The sequence below is a fragment of the Mycobacterium sp. genome (genome assembly GCF_050701515.1).
Lineage (GTDB): Bacteria > Actinomycetota > Actinomycetes > Mycobacteriales > Mycobacteriaceae > Mycobacterium.
Map to the genome: position 1 here is coordinate 1 of NZ_JBOGDB010000087.1, position 17,675 is coordinate 17,675.

Below are 17,675 nucleotides of genomic sequence, written 5' to 3' on the forward strand. Positions count from 1 at the left end.
CCGGCGATCACCTCGTCACTGATCGCCGTCAGCCCGGAGTCCTTGCCGACGGCTTTGGCGCCGGCCCGGCACAGCTTGATCCCGTTGTAGGCCGCGGGGTTGTGGCTGGCGGTGAACACCGCGCCCGGGCAGTCCAGCAAGCCGGACGCGAAGTACAGCTGATCGGTTGAGGCCAGGCCGATTCGGACCACGTCAAGGCCCTGGCACAGCACGCCGACGGCGAACGCGTCGGCCAGCGACGGCGAACTGGACCGCATATCGTGCCCGATCACCACTCCCCCGGCCCCGTTCTTGCCCTCGTCGCGCACCAGCCGGGCAAAGGCTCCGCCGACGTCGACGACGAACCGCTCGTCGATCTCCTCACCGACCAGGCCGCGCACGTCATACGCCTTGATGACGCGGTGGACTGCCGCAGCGGGCCGGGACATGGATCTCCTTGCAGGGGAACTCTTGGCGCCAGCCTAACCGCCGGCCGGCGGCTACTCGGCAGGGTCGGGCAACACCCGCAGGTGGCCACGCCGGCGCCCGCCTGCCTCGGGCCGACGGGTGGGCGGCGCCATCAGCGCGCCCCCGTGCGCGCCGGTCACCGGGTCGGTGAAGCCGGCAGCGATCCCGTTGACCGGCGCCGCGCCGTCACCTCCCTCACGTACGGCCTCCGCCAGCGCGATCAGGTCGTCCTCGTCGGGGTGCGACGGCAGTGGTCCGGCATGGCGCACGAGTTCCCAGCCGCGGGGGGCGGTGATCCGGCCGGCGTGGCTCACGCACAGGTCCCACGAATGCGGCTCGGACACCGTCGCCAGCGGACCCACCACCGCCGTCGAATCGGAGTAGACGAACGTCAGCGTCGCCACCGCATAGTGGGGGCACCCGGGCCGGCAGCACCGACGGGGAACATTCACGAACGAGAGGCTATCGCGGGAGAAACCCGGCACGGTGCGGACACGCGCGGCGGCCGGTGTGCCGATCTCCAACCGTTACGATCAGCCACGTGGCCGAGCGGAACCCTGGTCGAGCGCACCGTGGGCGCCACGACATGCGCGGGGCGCTGCTGCCTCCCACCGTGCCGGGCTGGCGCAGCCGCGCCGAGCGGTTCGACATGGCGGTGCTGGAGGCCTACGAACCCATCGAACGCCGTTGGCGGGACCGGGTGTCGACGCTGGATGTCGCCGTCGACGAGATTCCGCGGATGTCGCCGAAGGACCCCGACAGCGTGCAGTGGCCGCCGGAGGTGGTGGCCGACGGGCCGATCGCGCTGGCCCGGCTGATCCCGGCCGGCGTCGACGTGCGAGGGAATGCCACCCGGGCACGAATCGTGTTGTTCCGCAAGCCAATCGAGCGACGGGCCAAGGACACCGTCGAACTCGCAGAGCTGCTCCATGAAGTCCTGGTGGCCCAGGTGGCCACGTATCTGGGCGTCGAGCCCTCGGTCATCGACCCGACGATCGACGACGAATGAACCGCGCAATCAGATGATGCCGCGCTTGAGGCGGCGACGCTCCCGCTCGGAGAGACCGCCCCAAATGCCGAAGCGCTCGTCGTGGGCCAGCGCGTAGTCCAGGCACGCGTCGCGAACCTCGCAGCCCATGCAGATGCGCTTGGCCTCCCGGGTCGAACCGCCCTTCTCGGGGAAGAACGCCTCCGGGTCTGTTTGCGCGCACAGTGCGCGCTCTTGCCATTGGTCATCGGTTGTTGCCGGAGCAACTTCGTATGGTTCGGTTCGGTCGGGCACCAAACTCAATTGGGGACGCCCTGATGCCCCAATTGGCGCCGGCCCAGTATTGGTGTGCGGGGTACTGCCTACTGAGCCGAGTACCCGAATATCGAATCGCGCATGACCATCGAAATCGACGTGCTCAAAAGACATGTTCCGCCTCCTCACCTGGTCTCGTAGATCCGCTATGGGGCCCCACGATGAAGATGTGCGGCCATCTCAATTCGAACAAGTGATCGAATCTCGGTCTGCGACACCGGAACCGGCCGGCCAACCGGGAAATGACACCTATGTGATTACACACTTGTTAGCTGCCGGGGTCAAGCGCTGGAACAGAAATTCATACCATCTCGTGACCTGATTTCGGTGTGTCCGCGCCCCGGCGTGTCTGTCACACCACCGCGCCGAGACCGGTTGGCGGCTAAGGGCCTAATGTCGGTCGATGTGAAGGTCACCGTTCTGGTCGGCGGGGTCGGTGGCGCCCGCTTCCTGTTGGGCGTACAGCACCTGCTCGGGCTTGGCCGCTTCGGCCCCGGCTCCGCAGATCACGATTTGGCCGCGATCGTCAACATCGGCGACGACGCCTGGATGTACGGGGTACGGATCTGCCCGGACCTCGACACCTGCATGTACACCCTCGGCGGCGGCATCGACCCCGAACGCGGCTGGGGGCATCGCGACGAAACCTGGCATGCCAAGGAGGAACTCGCGGCCTACGGCGTGCAGCCCGATTGGTTCGGGCTGGGTGACCGCGACCTGGCCACGCACCTGGTCCGCAGCCAGATGCTGCGGGCGGGGTTTCCGCTCTCCGAGGTGACCGCGGCGCTGTGCCATCGCTGGTCGCCGGGGGCGCGTCTGCTGCCGGTCAGCGACGACCGCAGCGAAACCCATGTCGTCATCACCGATCCCGAACCGGGTGAGCGGGCCGGAGAGAAGCGAGCCATCCACTTTCAGGAATGGTGGGTGCGGTATCGCGCGCGGGTAGAAACGCACAGCTTCGCGTTCGTCGGCGCTGAGGCGGCCACCGCGGGACCCGGCGTCACCGAAGCCATTGCCTCGGCCGACGTGGTGCTGCTGGCACCGTCCAACCCGGTGGTCAGCATCGGCGCGATCCTGGCCATCCCCGGGATCCGCGCCGCGTTGCGCTCGACCCCGGCGCGCATCATCGGCTACTCCCCGATCGTCGCCGGTAAGCCGTTGCGGGGAATGGCCGACGAGTGCCTGTCGGTGATCGGGGTGGCCAGCACGTCGGAGGCGGTCGGCGGTTACTACGGCCCGCGCTCGGACGTCGGCATCCTGGACGGCTGGCTGGTGCACGAGGCCGACCACGCCGAGATCGCCGGCGTCGAAGTCCGATCCGTACCTCTGCTGATGACCGACCCGGCAACCACCGCGGAGATGGTTCGCGCCGGGCTGGAGCTGGCAGGGGTCAAGCCGTGACCGACCATGGCTCCGCCGCGGCGGTCGAGCTGCTGCCGCTGCCCGGGCTGCCGGAGTTCCGGCCCGGCGACGACCTCGCCGCCGCGATCGCGGAGGCGGCGCCCTGGCTGCGCGACGACGACATCGTGGTGGTCACCAGCAAGGTGCTGTCCAAGTGCGAAGGCCGTATCGTGCCGGCGCCGGAAGATCCGGAGGAACGGGATCGCTTGCGACGCAAGCTGATCAACGCCGAGGCTGTCCGGGTGCTGGCCCGCAAGGGCCGCACCCTGATCACCGAGAACGCACTCGGGCTGGTGCAGGCTGCCGCGGGCGTGGACGGCTCCAACGTGGGCGCCACCGAGCTGGCGCTGTTGCCCGTCGACCCCGACGGCAGCGCCGCGGCGCTGCGCACCGGCCTGCGCGAGCGGCTCGGTGTGACGGTCGGCGTGATCGTCAGCGACACCATGGGACGGGCCTGGCGCAACGGCCAGACCGATGCCGCCATCGGCGCGGCCGGGCTGACGGTGCTGCACGGCTACGCCGGAGCGCTGGACGCACACGGCAACGAGCTCGTCGTCACCGAGGTCGCGGTGGCCGACGAGATCGCCGCCGCCGCCGACCTGGTGAAGGGCAAGCTGACTGGCATCCCGGTCGCGGTGGTGCGCGGACTGACGTTGCGGGACAACGGATCCAATGCCCGCACACTGCTGCGGCCGGGTACCGACGACCTGTTCTGGTTGGGCACCGAGGAGGCGCTGGCGATGGGCCGGGGCCAAGCCCAGTTGCTGCGCCGGTCGGTTCGGCAGTTCAGCGCAAAGCCGGTACCCCGGGAGATCATCGAAGCCGCCGTCGGCGAGGCACTCACCGCGCCCGCGCCGCACCACACCCGGCCGGTGCGATTCGTCTGGCTGGCCGAGACAGGCACCAGGACCCGGCTGTTGGACCGCATGAAAGACCGGTGGCGATCCGACCTCACCGGCGACGGGAAGCCGCCGGAGGCGGTCGAACGCCGGGTTAGTCGCGGCCAGATCCTCTACGACGCACCCGAACTGGTGATCCCGTTCTTGGTTCCCGATGGCGCACACAACTACCCGGACGCGGCCAGGACCGCCGCCGAGCACACCATGTTCACCGTCGCGGTCGGCGCGGCGGTGCAGGCGCTACTGGTCGCGCTGGCCGTGCGCGGAGTGGGGAGCTGCTGGATCGGCTCAACGATCTTCGCCGCCGACCTGGTCCGCGCCGAATTGGACCTGCCGGAGGATTGGGAACCGCTGGGCGCCATCGCGATCGGCTATCCGGTGCAACCGTCCGGTCCCCGCGAACCGGCGCCGACCGAGGGCCTGCTGGTGCGCAAATGAATTCTCTGCGCGACTCCACCGTCGAAGTGCTCACGTCCTGGCAAGCACCCGATCACGCACAGGACACCCTGCGGCATGCGGTGCTGGCGTTCGTGGTGGCCCGCGAAGACGCCTGCCGACGGCAATGCGTGGCCGGCCATGTCACCGCCTCCGCGCTGGTGCTCGACCACACCGGGACGCACGCCCTGCTCACCCTGCATCCGCGGTTCGGGCGCTGGCTGCAACTCGGCGGCCACTGCGAGGACACCGACACCGACATCGTCGCCGCCGCCCTGCGCGAGGCGTCCGAAGAATCCGGTATCGCCGGGCTGACCTTCGACCCGAACATGGCGGCCCTGCACGTGCATCCGGTGGTCTGCTCGCTGGGCGTGCCGACCCGTCACCTCGACCTGCAGTTCATCGGTCATGCCCCGCCCGACGCCGAAATCAATTGCAGCGACGAGTCATTGGACTTGCGCTGGTGGCCACTCGACGGGCTGCCGGACGACACCGACTTCGGCCTGGCCCAACTCGCCACGACGGCGAGCCGTCGAATATCCGATGCGGCGAGGCGTCACACGTCGGTGGAGTAGCGGATGCCGCCGTCGGGGATGGCCACCCCGGGCCACACCCGGGCCCCACGCAGCAGCTCGCAGCGCGCGCCGATGTCGGCGCCGTCGCCGATCACGCCGTCGCGGATCAGTGCGCGCGGGCCGATGCGGGCGCCGAAACCGATGATCGACCGCTCGATCACCGATCCCGCCTCGACGCGCACGCCGTCGAAGATCACCGCGCCGTCCAGCCGGGTACCGGGCCCGATCTCGGCGCCGCGACCGACCACCGTTCCGCCGATCAGCAGCGCACCGGGCGCCACCGCGGCCCCGTCGTGCACCAGCTTCTCGCCCCGGTGCCCGCGCAGCGCGGGCGACGGTGCGATGCCGCGAACCAGGTCGGCCGAGCCGCGCACGAAGTCCTCCGGGGTGCCCATGTCGCGCCAATAGCTGGCGTCGACGTAGCCGTACATCCGCAGGCCGTCGGACAGCAGCTGGGGAAACACTTCGCGCTCCACCGACAACGCCCTGCCCTTCGGGATGCGGTCGATCACCTCGCGCTTGAACACATAACACCCGGCGTTGACCTGGTCGGTCGGTGGATCCTGGGTCTTCTCCAGAAAGGCCGTCACCACACCGTCGGCGTCGGTGGGCACGCAACCGAACGCGCGGGGATCGCCGACGCGCACCAGGTGCAGGGTCACGTCGGCGCCGTTGGTCTGGTGGCTCTCGAACAGCGCCCGCAGGTCGGCGCCGGAGAGCACGTCGCCGTTGAAGACCAGTGCGGTGTCGTGGCGCAACCTCGACGCCACGTTGGCGATCCCGCCGCCGGTCCCCAGCGGTTCGTCCTCCACCACGTATTCGATCTGCAGACCCAGCTTGGACCCGTCGCCGAACTCGGATTCGAAGACCCCCGCCTTATAAGAGGTACCGAGCACCACGTGTTCGATGCCGGCCTCGGCGATCCGGGACAGCAGATGGGTCAGAAACGGCAGCCCGGCGGTGGGCAGCATCGGCTTGGGCGCCGACAGCGTCAGCGGACGCAACCGGGTGCCTTGGCCGCCGACCAGGACGACGGCGTCTAGACCTGCTGGCTTCACTGGATTTGCCACGCTAGCGCCCTTTCGCCCGCTTACGTCGACTATTGCCGACAACCAGTCCGGAGCGCGCCGCGAGTGCGGCCCCTATCGTCCACCGCAATGGCGCCTGCCACCGCTTGGGGTATCGGTCGGCGAGGAAAGTGTAGGTGCTCCTATGATGTGCGGCCAAGTTGCGGGCGGGGTCGCGACCGGTGGCGTGGCCCTTGTCGTGCAAAATCTCCGCCGACGGCACATATACGTTCTGCCAACCGGCCTTACCTAGCCGATCCCCCAGGTCGACGTCCTCCATGTACATGAAGTATCGCTCGTCGAAGCCGGAGACCTCGTCGAAGGCATCGCGGCGCAGCAACAGGCACGATCCGGACAGCCAACCGACCGCACGTTCGCTGGGCTCGAGGCGATCCTGCCGGTAGGCCGCCGTCCACGGGTTGGATCGCCACAGCGGACCGATCACCGCGTGCATTCCGCCGCGGATCAGGCTGGGCAGGTGCCGCGCCGACGGGTACACCGAGCCGTCGGGCTCACGGATCAGCGGGCCCAGCGACGCGGCCCTCGACCAGCGGCCGGCGGCCTCGAGCAGCACGTCGATGCTGCGGGGGCCCCATTGGACGTCGGGGTTGGCGACGACGAAATACTCCGACTCCGGGCCCATTTCGGCCACCGCACGGTTCACCGCACTTCCGTAGCCGAGGTTCGCGCCGGTGCGCAGCAGCCGGGTGTTGGGGTAGCGCTCGAGGGCCGCCTCGGGGCTGCCGTCGGTCGAGCCGTTGTCGGCCATGATCACGGTCACCGGCCGGTCGGTGGCGTGCGACAGGGTGGCCAGAAACCGGTCGAGGTGTGGCCCCGGTGAGTAGGTCACCGTCACCACCACTAATTCGTCGCTCACGCGACGGAAACCAATCCGTCACTCACGGCGTTGAGGGTAGCGGGCGTTCAATCTCCCAGTGCCGCGACCAGCGCCTCGCGCCATGGTCGCAGCGGCGCCAATCCCGCGGCCACCGACTGCCGACTCGACAGCGCCGAATACGCCGGTCGGGGCGCCGGCCGCGACTGCTCGGCGCTGGTGACCGGCCGCACCCGCTCGGTGTCCGCCCCGATTCCCTCGAACACGGCGCGCGCCTGCTCGAACCGGCTGGCCGCACCCTCGTTGGCGGCGTGCAGCAGCGGCGGCGCGGCCTTACCGTCCGCGACTTGCAACAACGCATCGACCAGGTCCGCGACGTAGGTCGGCGATCCGATTTGGTCGGTGACCACGGTCACGGGTCCGTCACCTGCGGCCAGCCGACGCATCGTCCCGACGAAGTCGCCGCCGACGCCGGTGTACACCCACGACGTGCGCACCACATGTGCGTCCGGCAGAGCCGCGTGTACCTCCCGCTCGCCGGCAAGTTTGGTCCGGCCATAGACGCTGAGCGGGCCGACGGCGTCGTCGATTTCATAGGGCCGGGGCGATCCGTCGAACTCCCCGCTGAAGACGTAGTCGGTGGACACGTGAATCATCCGCGCCCCGACCTTCGCACAGGCGCGCGCGACGTTGCCGGGCCCGGCCGCGTTGACAGCATGGGCGCGCGCCTGATCGTGCTCGGCGGCGTCCACCGCGGTGTAGGCGGCGCAGTTGATCACCACGTCGCCGGGCTCGATGATTCGCTCGGCGGCGCCGGCATCGGTGATGTCCCATTGCGCCGAGGCCAGCGCCAGCACATCGCGTCCCCGCCGCCGGGCCTGCTGGGCCAGAAACCGCCCGACCTGCCCGCCGGCCCCGGTGATCACGATCCGGTAGACCACGCAACAGAGTCTGGCACGCCGAACTCGGCTACCGGGTCTGCGCCCCTAACGCAAGTAACCTGGGCTGATGCCCTCTCGCCTGTTGCGTGTCGCCGCGGTGGCGGTGGCGGCGACGATCGTCATCGGAACCGGGGTGGCGTGGGGCAAGATCCGATCGTTCGAGTCCGGCATCAACCAGATCTTCTCCGAAGCGCTCGGCGGCGGCGGCGAAGACGGCGCGATCGACATCCTGCTGGTCGGCTTGGACAGCCGGACCGATGCGCACGGCAACCCATTGTCCGAAGAGGAGCTGGCCACCCTGCGGGCCGGTGACGACGAGGCGACCAACACCGACACCATCATTTTGGTGCGCATTCCCAACAACGGGAAGTCGGCCACCGCGATCTCCATCCCGCGCGACTCGTACGTCGACGCGCCCAGCATCGGGAAGATGAAGATCAATGGGGTGTACGGCCAAGTCCACCTCGAGAAGTTGAAGAAGTTGGTCGAGGAAAAGGGTGTGGACCCGTCAGCGGCCGAACCAGAAGCGACCGAAGCCGGCCGCGAGGCGCTGATCAAGACCGTCGCCAATCTGACCGGCGTCACCGTCGACCACTACGCCGAAATCGGGCTGCTGGGCTTCTCGCTGATCACCGATGCGCTCGGCGGAGTCAACGTCTGCTTGAAAGAAGATGTGTACGAACCACTTTCGGGCGCTGATTTTTCGGCCGGCTGGCAGAAGCTGGACGGCCCGCAGGCGTTGAGCTTCGTCCGGCAGCGCCACGACCTACCCCGCGGCGACCTGGACCGGGTGGTGCGTCAGCAGGCGGTGATGGCCTCGCTGGCCCACCAGGTCATCTCCGGCAAGACCCTGTCCAGCCCGGCAACGCTGGACCGCCTGGAGCAGGCCGTGCAGCGTTCGGTTGTGTTGTCCGACGGCTGGGATGTGGTGGAGTTCGCCGAGCAGCTGCAGAAGCTGGCGGCCGGCAACGTCGCGTTCGCGACCATCCCGGTGCTCCAAGAGAACGGCTGGAGCGACGACGGGATGCAGAGTGTCGTGCGGGTGGATCCCAGCCAAGTGCAGGAGTGGGTGGAAAGCCTGTTGCAGGAGCAGGACGAAGGCAAGACCGAGGAACTGGCATACACGCCGAGCAAGACAGCCGCAGAGGTGGTGAACGCCACCGATATCAACGGCCTGGCCACCGCGGTGTCTGCAGTACTGACCGGCAGGGGTTTCGCTCCAGGACCGGTCGGCAACCATGAAGCTGGTATCTTGCCGACCAGTCAGGTGCTGGCCGCCACGCCCGATGACCTTGGCGCGCAGGCGGTTTCCAAGGAGCTGGCCGGGCTACCGATCGGCGCCGACCCGTCCGTGCCGCCCGGAGCGGTCCGGGTGGTGCTGGGTGGCGACTACACCGGCCCCGGCTCCGGGCTGGACGGCACCGACCCGACGTTGATGACTGCGGACCCCCCGGTCACCTCCGATGGCGCGCCCCCGCCGTCGCCGATCATCACCGCCGGCTCGGACAATCCGGAGTGCGTCAACTGACGACGGTCAGCGAGGCGGTGCTGGACCCGTTGCTGAGCCGGGATCCGGTCGGGCCGAGGATCACCTACTACGACGACGCGTCCGGTGAGCGGATCGAGCTGTCGGCGGTCACGCTGGCCAACTGGGCGGCCAAGACCGGCAACCTGTTACGTGATGAGCTCGGCGCCGGGCCCGACAGCCGGGTCGCCGTGCTGCTGCCGGCCCACTGGCAGACGGCGGCGGTGTTGTTCGGCGTTTGGTACATCGGGGCCGAGGTCGTGCTTGGACCGGCCGAGGCCGACGTCGCCTTGTGCACCGCCGACCGGTTGGCCGACGCCGACGCCGCGGTCGGGCCGGGTGAGGTCGCCGCGCTGTCGTTGGATCCGTTCGGCAAACCCGTGGCCGACCTGCCGGTCGGTGTGACGGACTACGCCACGTCGGTGCGGCTGCACGGCGACCAGATTACGCCCGAGCGCCAGCCCGGCCCGGCATTGGACGGTCAATCGGTCATTGATGTTCTCGCCGCCGCCCAAGGTTCCGCTGCCGCACAGGGTTTCACCGCGGACGATCGCGTGCTCTCCACCGCGGGCTGGCACACCGCCGACGAACTGATCGACAACTTCTTGGCGGTTCTGGCCGCGGGCGCTTCACTTGTGTTGGTGGCGAATCCGGACTCGGCCGCCCAGGAGCGGCGTCGCCAGACGGAGAAAACGACCCGCGGCTGACTCTGACAGATCGCTACTTGAGCAGCGAGCGCGCCATCACAACGCGCTGAATCTGGTTGGTGCCCTCGTAGATCTGGGTGATCTTGGCGTCTCGCATCATTCGCTCAACCGGGAAGTCCTTGGTGTAGCCGGCGCCGCCGAACAACTGCACTGCATCGGTGGTGACCTCCATCGCGACATCGGAGGCGTAGCACTTCGACGCCGAGGAGATGAAGCCCAAACCCGTTTCTCCGCGCTCGGCGCGTGCGGCGGCGCTGTACACCATCAGCCGGGCCGCCTCGACCTTCATTGCCATGTCGGCCAGCATGAACTGCACACCCTGGAAGTCGCTGACCGGGTTACCGAATTGCTTGCGGTCCTTGGTGTATGCGATTGCCGCGTCCACGGCCCCCTGTCCGATGCCGACGGCTTGGGCGCCGATGGTCGGGCGCGTGTGGTCCAGCGTCTCCAGCGCGGTCTTGAATCCGGTGCCGGGCTCGCCGATGATCCGATCACCGGGGATGCGGCAGTTCTCGAAGTACAGCTCGGTGGTCGGCGAGCCCTTGATGCCGAGCTTGCGCTCCTTGGGCCCGACGGTGAATCCCTCGTCGTCCTTGTGCACCACGAACGCAGAGATCCCGTTGGCTCCCTTGTCCGGGTCGGTGACGGCCATCACCGTGTACCAGGTGGACTTGCCGCCATTGGTGATCCACGCCTTGGAGCCGTTGAGAATCCACGAATCCCCGTCCGGGCGGGCCCGGGTACGCATCGAAGCGGCGTCGCTACCGGCCTCGCGCTCCGACAACGCGTATGAGGCCATCGCCCCGCCGGAGGCGAGCGTCGGCAGCACCTGCTTCTTGAGTTCGTCGGAGCCGCTCAGGATCAGGCCCATGGTGCCGAGCTTGTTGACCGCCGGGATCAGCGACGACGTGGCACATACCCGCGCGACCTCCTCGATCACGATGCAGGTGGCCACCGAGTCGGCGCCCTGCCCGCCGTACTCCCCGGGCACGTGCACCGCGGAGAAGCCGGATTCGTTGAGTGCCTTCAGCGCCTCCTCGGGGAACCGCGAATTCTCATCGACATCGGCGGCATAGGGCGCGATCTCCTTCTCGCAGAGGTCACGCAACACCGCGCGCAGTTCGTCGTGCTCTTCGGGCAGCTTGAAGACATCGAAATCCGGATTACCAGCCACCATGACTCCTTACGACTCGCCGGAAACCTTACCGGGGCCGAGCAACTGGTCCCGGAGAGCGGCATCCTTCTCCAGCACCGTTGCCCCGAGCTGCTCTTGAAACGCCTCCATCCGCTTGCGCAGTTGCGCGTCCGACGCGGCGAGGATGCGCACCGCCAGCAGCCCGGCGTTGCGTGCGCCCCCGATAGACACCGTCGCCACCGGAACGCCGGCGGGCATCTGCACGATGGACAGCAGCGAATCCAGGCCGTCGAGCTTGGCCAGCGGCACCGGGACGCCGATCACCGGTAACGCCGTCGCCGACGCCACCATCCCGGGCAGGTGGGCCGCACCCCCGGCCCCGGCGATGATCACCTCGATACCGCGGTCGGCGGCGGTGCGCGCGTAGTCGAGCATGCGATCGGGGGTGCGGTGCGCCGAGACGACACCGACCTCGAACGGAACGTCGAACTCGGCCAGCGCGTGCCCGGCCGCTTCCATCACCGGCCAATCGCTGTCGCTGCCCATGATCAGCCCGACCCTGGCCCCCTCAGCCATGTCCGTCCCATCCGTCGGTCCACTGCGCGTTAGACAACCAGTGTGCCGCCCGCGCCGCCCGTTCACGCAGCTTCGCCACGTACTCGTCGTCGTTTGGCGAGCCACCGCCGGCGCCAACGATGTTCACATGTCCGATCTTGCGGCCCGGGCGCTGCGCCTTGCCGTACAGATGAACCTTGGCATCCGGCATCCGGGCGAAGAGTCGGTGGAGTCGTTCGTCGATGTCCATCGCGGGCGATTCCGCGGCCCCGAGCACATTGGCCATCACCGTCACCGGCGCAATCGGGCCGGTGTCGCCGAGCGGATAGTCCAGCACCGCGCGCAGGTGTTGTTCGAACTGGCTGGTCCGGGCTCCGTCGATGGTCCAGTGCCCGGAGTTGTGCGGGCGCATCGCCAGCTCATTGACCATCAGGGTGCCGTCGACCGTCTCGAACAACTCGACCGCGAGCACCCCGACCACGCCTAGTTCGGCGGCCAGCCGCAGCGCCAGGCTCCCGGCCGCGCTGCCGACTTCGGCGTCCAGCCGCGGCGCCGGTGCGATCACCTCCACGCAGATGCCGTCTCGCTGCACGGTCTCCACCACCGGCCAGGCCGCACCCTGGCCGAACGGCGACCGTGCCACCAGCGCCGACAGCTCCCGTCGCATCGCCACCCGCTCCTCGACCAGCACCGTGTCGCCGTGGGCCAGGTGCCGCTCGGCGAACTCGCGGGCCTCACCGAGGTCGCGGGCCAGGATCACCCCGCGGCCGTCGTATCCACCGCGCACCGCCTTGACCACGATCGGTCCCTCGACCCGGTGCGCGAACGCGTCCACATCGGCGACATCGGTCACCGCCGCATACCGGGGAACCGGGGCGCCGATGGCCTCCAGCCGCTGCCGCATCACCAGCTTGTCCTGGGCGTGGATCAGCGCCTGCGGCGGCGGGGCGACGTTCACGCCTTCGGCGACCAGTTTGTCGAGCAGCTCGGTCGGGACATGTTCGTGGTCGAACGTGACGGCGTGCGCGCCCGCGGCCGCCCGGCGGAGCGCGTCGAGGTCGGTGTGGGCGCCGATCACCACGTCGGGTGTGACCTGCGCCGCAGGGTCGTCCGGCCGGGCGGCCAGCACGCGTAGCGTCTGGCCAAGCGCGATGGCGGCCTGGTGCGTCATCCTGGCCAGCTGCCCGCCGCCGATCATCGTCACCAGCGCGGGCGCGCTCCGGGTCGTCGGCACAGCGTTCATGGTGTCATGGCCGGGAGCGGTGTCTTTGTCGACGGTGACCTGCGGGTGCGCGTGCCTTGTCTTCTTTCCGTACACTGCGCTGTTGTGTCCTTCACCGATGCCACGATCGCGCGGCTGCCACGGCCGATCCGGCCATACGCCGAAGAGCATCACGAACTCATCAAGTTTGCGATCGTCGGCGCGACGACTTTCTTCATCGACTCACTGATCTTCTTCACGCTCAAGCTGACGGTGCTGGAGCCCAAGCCGGTTACCGCGAAGATCATCTCGGGCATCGTCGCGGTGATCGCGTCCTACATCCTCAATCGGGAGTGGAGCTTCCGTGATCGGGGCGGTCGCGAACGTCATCACGAGGCCCTGCTGTTCTTCGGGTTCAGCGGCGTGGGCGTGCTGCTTTCGATGGCACCGCTGTGGGTCTCGAGCTATGTATTCCAGCTTCGGGTGCCCGAGGTGTCGCTGACCGTCGAGAACATCGCCGACTTCATCTCCGCGTACATCATCGGCAACCTGCTGCAGATGGGGTTCCGGTTCTGGGCGTTCCGGCGCTGGGTGTTCCCCGACGAGTTCGGCCGCCACCCGGACACGTCGCTGGAGTCCACCTTCACCGCCGGCGGCATCGCGGAGGCGATGGAGGACGCGCACGAGGCGACCAACGTCACCCCGCTGCGGCGGCCCCGGCGTCGTCAGCGCCTGCCCGAAGAGCGGCTGTCGGATTCCTCGCCGCCGAGGGTGTCGAAGACTTCGTGATACAGCAGCGAGTGGACTCGCTCCACTTGCGGGATTGCGTCGAACTCCAGCGGGTCTTGTGACGCCGACTCGATGATCAGCGTGCCGGTGCGCAGCATCCGGTCGATCAGCCCGTGCCGGAACTCCACACTGTTGATCCGCGCCAGCGGGATGTCGATGCCCTGCCGGGTCAGCAGCCCGTGCCGGAACATCACCCGACGGTCGGTGATGACGAAGTGCGTCGTCAGCCAGTTGAGGAACGGCCACACGGTTAGCCAGCCGACCAGCAACAGCCAAACCACCAGGATGACCAGCTGCACGACCGTCTTGGCGGTACCCCAGTTCTGCTTGTCGACGAGCGCGGCCAGGAACGCCGCCGCGGCGGTGCTGAGCATCAGCACCAGCACCGGCCCGATGAGCCGCTTCCAGTGCGGGTGGCGGTGCAGCACCACCTGCTCGTCCGCGGCGAGCACGTTGTCCGGGTAACCCACGATTGGAACCCTATGGGTTGACCGACCGCAAATGCGTGATATCGCCCGCGGACACCGTCAATGCCTCGGCGCCGGTGTCAATGCGCAGTCGGCCCAGTTCATCGACGTCGGCGGCGACACCCTCCACGGCGCGGTCCCCGGGCAGGCTGGCCCGCACCCGGTTACCGATCGTCACGCTGTGCGAGCGGTAATCCGCGGCCAGCGTCGCATCGGCGCCCGCCGCGGTCCGCCAGCTGCCGATTCTCCTCGCCAACTGCCGAAGCACCGCTTCGGCCAGCACGGTTCGGTCAGTGGTGTCGGGCGCGAGCATCGACAGCGAGGTGGCGACCGGATCCGGCGCCTCCTCGGCGGTCATGGTCACATTCAGCCCGAGGCCGACCACCACCACCGGTTCGGGCGCGGCGACCTCGGCAAGGATGCCCGCCAGCTTCCCGGTGCCCGCAAAGACGTCGTTGGGCCATTTCAGGCCGGCGGTCACACCGGTGATCTCGCCGAGCGCGTCCACCACCGCAACCCCGGCGAGCAGCGGCAGCCAGCCCCACGCCTCGTTGGGCATCGCGCCGACGCCCACCCCTACCGACAGCGCGATCTGCGAGCGTGGCGGCGTCGACCAGCTTCGGCCGTGCCGGCCACGGCCCGCGGTCTGGGACTCGGCGAGCAGCACCGCGCCGTCGATGTCCTCCCCCGCGGCGGCACGCGCCAGCAGGTCGGCGTTGGTGGAGCCGGTCACCTCGACGACATCGAGGCACCGCCAGGGCCCGCCCGGCCCGACCAGCGCGCGGCGCAGCCGGTCGACGTCGAGGGGCTGGGGTTGGGCGCTTTTCACACCGATGAGCCTATGTCGATAGCATCAAGCCCCATGACGAGCAGCACCAAGGACTCCGCGGACGCGCGGAGCAAAACAGATTCGGCCGAACACGCAGCCGAGCCCGCCGCCGAACACGAGATGGACATCCACACCACCGCCGGCAAGCTCGCGGACCTGCGCAGGCGGAACGAGGAGACGCACCACCCGGTCGGTGAGAAGGCCGTCGAGAAGGTGCACGCGAAGGGCAAGCTGACGGCCCGCGAGCGCATCCTGGCACTGCTCGACGACGACTCGTTCGTCGAGCTGGACGCGCTGGCCAAGCACCGCAGCACCAACTTCGGGCTACAGGACAACCGGCCGCTGGGCGACGGCGTGGTCACCGGCTACGGCACCATCGAAGGCCGCGACGTGTGCATCTTCAGCCAGGACGCGACGGTGTTCGGCGGCAGCCTCGGCGAGGTCTACGGCGAGAAGATCGTCAAGGTGCAAGAGCTGGCCATCAAGACCGGCCGCCCGCTCATCGGGATCAACGACGGCGCGGGTGCGCGCATCCAGGAGGGTGTCGTCTCGCTGGGCCTGTACAGCAATATCTTTCACAACAACATCCGGGCCTCCGGCGTCATCCCGCAGATCTCGCTGATCATGGGCGCCGCCGCGGGCGGCCACGTCTACTCCCCCGCGCTGACCGATTTCGTCGTCATGGTCGACCAGACCAGCCAGATGTTCATCACCGGGCCGGACGTCATCAAGACGGTCACCGGCGAGGAGGTGACGATGGAGGAGCTCGGCGGCGCGCACACCCACATGGCCAAGTCGGGCCTGGCGCACTATGTCGCATCGGGCGAGCAAGATGCCTTCGACTACGTGCGCGACCTGATGAGCTATCTGCCGAGCAACAACTACGCCGATCCGCCGCGGTATCCGTCGGAGCTGCCGGAAGGGGCCATTGAGGACAACCTCACCGACGAGGACCTGGAGCTGGACACGCTGATCCCGGACTCGCCGAACCAGCCCTACGACATGCACGAGGTCATCACCCGGATCCTCGATGACGACGAGTTCCTCGAGGTGCAGGCCGGCTACGCGTTGAACATCATCGTCGGCTTCGGCCGCGTCGACGGCCGTCCGGTCGGCATCGTCGCCAACCAGCCCACCCAGTTCGCCGGCTGCCTGGACATCAACGCCTCCGAGAAGGCCGCCCGGTTCGTGCGGACCTGCGACTGCTTCAACATCCCGATCGTCATGCTGGTCGACGTGCCCGGCTTCCTGCCGGGTACCGACCAGGAGTACAACGGCATCATCCGGCGCGGCGCCAAGCTGCTTTATGCCTACGGTGAAGCCACCGTTGCCAAGATCACCGTGATCACCCGTAAGGCCTACGGCGGTGCGTACTGCGTGATGGGCTCCAAGGAGATGGGCGCCGACGTCAACGTGGCGTGGCCGACCGCGCAGATCGCCGTCATGGGCGCATCCGGCGCCGTCGGCTTCGTGTACCGCCAGCAGCTCAAGGCGGCCGCCCAGGAGGGCAAGGACGTGGACGCGCTGCGCCTGGAGCTGCAGCAGGACTACGAGGACACCCTGGTGAACCCGTACATCGCCGCCGAGCGCGGGTACGTCGACGCGGTCATCCCGCCGTCGCACACCCGCGGTTATGTGGCCACCGCACTGCGGCTGCTGGAACGCAAGATCACCCAGACGCCGCCCAAGAAGCACGGGAACATTCCACTGTGAGCGGCGAAGAGCGCCACTTCAAGGTGCTCAAGGGCGAGCCGACCGAGGAGGAGCTGGCCGCCCTGATGGGTGTGCTGGCGGCGGCCGCCGGCGGCCAAGGCGAGCCGGAGCCGCAGCCGCGCAACATGTGGGGCCACCCCGTCGACAAGTTGCGCTACGAGAGCTTCAGTTGGCAGCGGGTAACGCTGCTGGAACGGACGTACATGCGGCGATGACACGCGTGGTGCTGGCGTCCGCCTCGCCGGGCCGTCGCACGGTGTTGCGCCAAGCCGGAATCGATCCCGTGGTCGTCGTTTCGGGTGTCGACGAGGACGCCGTCATCGCCGCCCAGGGCCGCGATGCGCAACCGGGCGACGTCGCCAACGCGCTCGCGCGCGCCAAGGCCGAACAGGTTGCCGACAGCCTTGATGCCCAGCTGGCCACCGATTGCGTTGTCATCGGCTGTGATTCGATGCTGTACATCGACGGCCGGCTGCGTGGTAAGCCGGATTCCGTCGCCGCCGCGCGGCGCCAATGGGAGGCGATGAGCGGCCGGTCGGGCCTGCTGTACACCGGGCACTGCATCGTTCGCCTGGAGGACGCGGCTGTCGCCCACACTGATGTCGAATCTGCCTGCACCACAATTCATTTCGGAACACCCTCGGAGGCCGACCTGACCGCATACCTGGCTAGCGGGGAGTCATTGAACGTCGCGGGCGGTTTCACCATCGACGGCCTGGGCGGGTGGTTCATCGACGGGATCGAGGGCGACCCGTCGAATGTGGTGGGGCTCGGGCTGCCGACGACACGCGGGTTGCTTGCCCGCGCGGGCCTGTCCATCGCCGAACTTTGGGCCGACAATCCGCTGTAGG

The 17,675-nt window shown here is 68.5% G+C and carries 19 protein-coding genes and 2 pseudogenes; 10 read left to right on the forward strand and 11 right to left on the reverse strand.

All coding sequences use genetic code 11. The features are described 5' to 3' along the window. Positions 1-428 (reverse strand): annotated as a pseudogene (gene manB / locus ACRDU5_RS07310) (phosphomannomutase/phosphoglucomutase); the annotation flags it as partial. A 51-nt stretch (positions 429-479) separates the two neighbouring features. Continuing rightward, positions 480-899 carry a DUF3499 family protein gene (locus ACRDU5_RS07315; protein WP_526613817.1) on the reverse strand — a complete coding sequence of 140 codons (420 nt, stop codon included), beginning with the start codon at positions 897-899 and terminating at the stop codon, positions 480-482. 134 nt (positions 900-1,033) lie between these two features. Here ACRDU5_RS07315 and ACRDU5_RS07320 point away from each other — a divergent pair, with 134 nt between their 5' ends. Then, entirely contained in the window at positions 1,034-1,456 is a 423-nt protein-coding gene (locus ACRDU5_RS07320; RefSeq protein ID WP_526613852.1) for a metallopeptidase family protein, read from the forward strand. Between the two features lie 9 nt (positions 1,457-1,465). Here ACRDU5_RS07320 and ACRDU5_RS07325 read toward each other — a convergent pair whose 3' ends face one another. Further along, the gene (locus ACRDU5_RS07325; protein WP_526613818.1) at positions 1,466-1,729 is read right to left on the reverse strand and encodes a WhiB family transcriptional regulator; all 264 of its coding nucleotides are present in this window, start codon (positions 1,727-1,729) and stop codon (positions 1,466-1,468) included. Between the two features lie 426 nt (positions 1,730-2,155). On the opposite strand from ACRDU5_RS07325, the gene cofD reads away from it, so the two are divergent. From cofD to ACRDU5_RS07340, 3 genes are read left to right on the forward strand one after another with little or no spacing between them, the layout of a single operon-like run. Continuing rightward, positions 2,156-3,151: a 2-phospho-L-lactate transferase gene (gene cofD / locus ACRDU5_RS07330; protein WP_526613853.1), complete on the forward strand. Its 996-nt coding sequence runs from the start codon at positions 2,156-2,158 to the stop codon at positions 3,149-3,151. Further along, positions 3,148-4,488 carry a coenzyme F420-0:L-glutamate ligase gene (locus ACRDU5_RS07335; RefSeq protein WP_526613819.1) on the forward strand — a complete coding sequence of 447 codons (1,341 nt, stop codon included), beginning with the start codon at positions 3,148-3,150 and terminating at the stop codon, positions 4,486-4,488. The genes cofD and ACRDU5_RS07335 overlap by 4 nt, the downstream gene beginning before the upstream one ends. Continuing rightward, on the forward strand, positions 4,485-5,060 hold the full coding sequence (locus ACRDU5_RS07340; RefSeq protein ID WP_526613820.1) for an NUDIX hydrolase: 576 nt from the start codon (positions 4,485-4,487) through the stop codon (positions 5,058-5,060). The genes ACRDU5_RS07335 and ACRDU5_RS07340 overlap by 4 nt, the downstream gene beginning before the upstream one ends. On the opposite strand, the gene manB (ACRDU5_RS07345) is transcribed toward ACRDU5_RS07340, so the two are convergent. The 3 genes and pseudogenes from manB (ACRDU5_RS07345) to rfbD all read right to left on the reverse strand — a co-directional run bounded on the left by manB (ACRDU5_RS07345) (position 5,042) and on the right by rfbD (position 7,903). Then, a complete protein-coding gene (manB, locus tag ACRDU5_RS07345) occupies positions 5,042-6,118 on the reverse strand; it encodes a mannose-1-phosphate guanylyltransferase ManB (RefSeq protein ID WP_526613854.1) in 1,077 nt (358 codons plus the stop codon). The genes ACRDU5_RS07340 and manB (ACRDU5_RS07345) overlap by 19 nt on opposite strands. A gap of 13 nt (positions 6,119-6,131) precedes the next feature. Then, complete coding sequence (locus tag ACRDU5_RS07350) at positions 6,132-7,004, reverse strand: glycosyltransferase family 2 protein (protein ID WP_526613821.1); 873 nt, start codon at positions 7,002-7,004, stop codon at positions 6,132-6,134. Positions 7,005-7,026: 22 nt separating this feature from the next. Then, a pseudogene (gene rfbD, locus ACRDU5_RS07355) lies at positions 7,027-7,903 on the reverse strand (dTDP-4-dehydrorhamnose reductase). A 67-nt stretch (positions 7,904-7,970) separates the two neighbouring features. Here rfbD and ACRDU5_RS07360 point away from each other — a divergent pair. Continuing rightward, a complete protein-coding gene (locus tag ACRDU5_RS07360; RefSeq protein ID WP_526613822.1) occupies positions 7,971-9,431 on the forward strand; it encodes an LCP family protein in 1,461 nt (486 codons plus the stop codon). Next, positions 9,428-10,135: a TIGR03089 family protein gene (locus ACRDU5_RS07365; RefSeq protein WP_526613855.1), complete on the forward strand. Its 708-nt coding sequence runs from the start codon at positions 9,428-9,430 to the stop codon at positions 10,133-10,135. Before ACRDU5_RS07360 ends, ACRDU5_RS07365 begins: the two co-directional genes overlap by 4 nt. Before the next feature lie 13 nt (positions 10,136-10,148). Here ACRDU5_RS07365 and ACRDU5_RS07370 read toward each other — a convergent pair whose 3' ends face one another. Genes ACRDU5_RS07370 through ACRDU5_RS07380 form a run of 3 tightly spaced genes read right to left on the reverse strand, consistent with a single transcriptional unit; the run spans position 10,149 to position 13,068 of the window. Next, entirely contained in the window at positions 10,149-11,312 is a 1,164-nt protein-coding gene (locus ACRDU5_RS07370; RefSeq protein WP_526613823.1) for an acyl-CoA dehydrogenase, read from the reverse strand. Positions 11,313-11,318: 6 nt separating this feature from the next. Then, positions 11,319-11,846: a 5-(carboxyamino)imidazole ribonucleotide mutase gene (purE, locus tag ACRDU5_RS07375; protein ID WP_526613824.1), complete on the reverse strand. Its 528-nt coding sequence runs from the start codon at positions 11,844-11,846 to the stop codon at positions 11,319-11,321. After that, complete coding sequence (locus ACRDU5_RS07380; protein WP_526613856.1) at positions 11,839-13,068, reverse strand: 5-(carboxyamino)imidazole ribonucleotide synthase; 1,230 nt, start codon at positions 13,066-13,068, stop codon at positions 11,839-11,841. Before ACRDU5_RS07380 ends, purE begins: the two co-directional genes overlap by 8 nt. A gap of 84 nt (positions 13,069-13,152) precedes the next feature. Here ACRDU5_RS07380 and ACRDU5_RS07385 point away from each other — a divergent pair, with 84 nt between their 5' ends. Then, positions 13,153-13,815, forward strand: coding sequence for a GtrA family protein (locus ACRDU5_RS07385; protein ID WP_526613825.1), 663 nt, complete (start codon positions 13,153-13,155; stop codon positions 13,813-13,815). On the opposite strand, the gene ACRDU5_RS07390 is transcribed toward ACRDU5_RS07385, so the two are convergent. Together ACRDU5_RS07390 and ACRDU5_RS07395 are read right to left on the reverse strand one after the other, a co-directional pair. Then, entirely contained in the window at positions 13,752-14,285 is a 534-nt protein-coding gene (locus ACRDU5_RS07390) for a PH domain-containing protein (protein ID WP_526613826.1), read from the reverse strand. The genes ACRDU5_RS07385 and ACRDU5_RS07390 overlap by 64 nt on opposite strands. Before the next feature lie 10 nt (positions 14,286-14,295). Continuing rightward, positions 14,296-15,111 carry a biotin--[acetyl-CoA-carboxylase] ligase gene (locus ACRDU5_RS07395; protein ID WP_526613827.1) on the reverse strand — a complete coding sequence of 272 codons (816 nt, stop codon included), beginning with the start codon at positions 15,109-15,111 and terminating at the stop codon, positions 14,296-14,298. Positions 15,112-15,144: 33 nt separating this feature from the next. Between ACRDU5_RS07395 and ACRDU5_RS07400 the strand changes: the two genes are divergently transcribed. The 3 genes from ACRDU5_RS07400 to ACRDU5_RS07410 are packed head-to-tail and all read left to right on the forward strand — an operon-like array spanning position 15,145 to position 17,674. Further along, on the forward strand, positions 15,145-16,824 hold the full coding sequence (locus tag ACRDU5_RS07400; RefSeq protein ID WP_526613828.1) for an acyl-CoA carboxylase subunit beta: 1,680 nt from the start codon (positions 15,145-15,147) through the stop codon (positions 16,822-16,824). Beyond that, complete coding sequence (locus ACRDU5_RS07405) at positions 16,821-17,039, forward strand: acyl-CoA carboxylase epsilon subunit (RefSeq protein WP_526613829.1); 219 nt, start codon at positions 16,821-16,823, stop codon at positions 17,037-17,039. Before ACRDU5_RS07400 ends, ACRDU5_RS07405 begins: the two co-directional genes overlap by 4 nt. Next, positions 17,036-17,674, forward strand: coding sequence for a Maf family protein (locus tag ACRDU5_RS07410; RefSeq protein WP_526613830.1), 639 nt, complete (start codon positions 17,036-17,038; stop codon positions 17,672-17,674). The genes ACRDU5_RS07405 and ACRDU5_RS07410 overlap by 4 nt, the downstream gene beginning before the upstream one ends. Position 17,675 lies beyond the last annotated feature (1 nt).

Excerpts from the sequence above, each read along its gene's own strand:
- ACRDU5_RS07370 (WP_526613823.1), bottom strand. The coding sequence starts at position 11,312 with ATGGTGGCTGGTAATCCGGATTTCGATGTCTTCAAGCTGCCCGAAGAG.
- purE (WP_526613824.1), bottom strand. The coding sequence starts at position 11,846 with ATGGCTGAGGGGGCCAGGGTCGGGCTGATCATGGGCAGCGACAGCGAT.
- ACRDU5_RS07410 (WP_526613830.1), top strand. The coding sequence starts at position 17,036 with ATGACACGCGTGGTGCTGGCGTCCGCCTCGCCGGGCCGTCGCACGGTG.
- ACRDU5_RS07340 (WP_526613820.1), top strand. The coding sequence starts at position 4,485 with ATGAATTCTCTGCGCGACTCCACCGTCGAAGTGCTCACGTCCTGGCAA.
- ACRDU5_RS07360 (WP_526613822.1), top strand. The coding sequence starts at position 7,971 with ATGCCCTCTCGCCTGTTGCGTGTCGCCGCGGTGGCGGTGGCGGCGACG.
- ACRDU5_RS07320 (WP_526613852.1), top strand. The coding sequence starts at position 1,034 with ATGCGCGGGGCGCTGCTGCCTCCCACCGTGCCGGGCTGGCGCAGCCGC.
- ACRDU5_RS07380 (WP_526613856.1), bottom strand. The coding sequence starts at position 13,068 with ATGAACGCTGTGCCGACGACCCGGAGCGCGCCCGCGCTGGTGACGATG.
- ACRDU5_RS07400 (WP_526613828.1), top strand. The coding sequence starts at position 15,145 with ATGACGAGCAGCACCAAGGACTCCGCGGACGCGCGGAGCAAAACAGAT.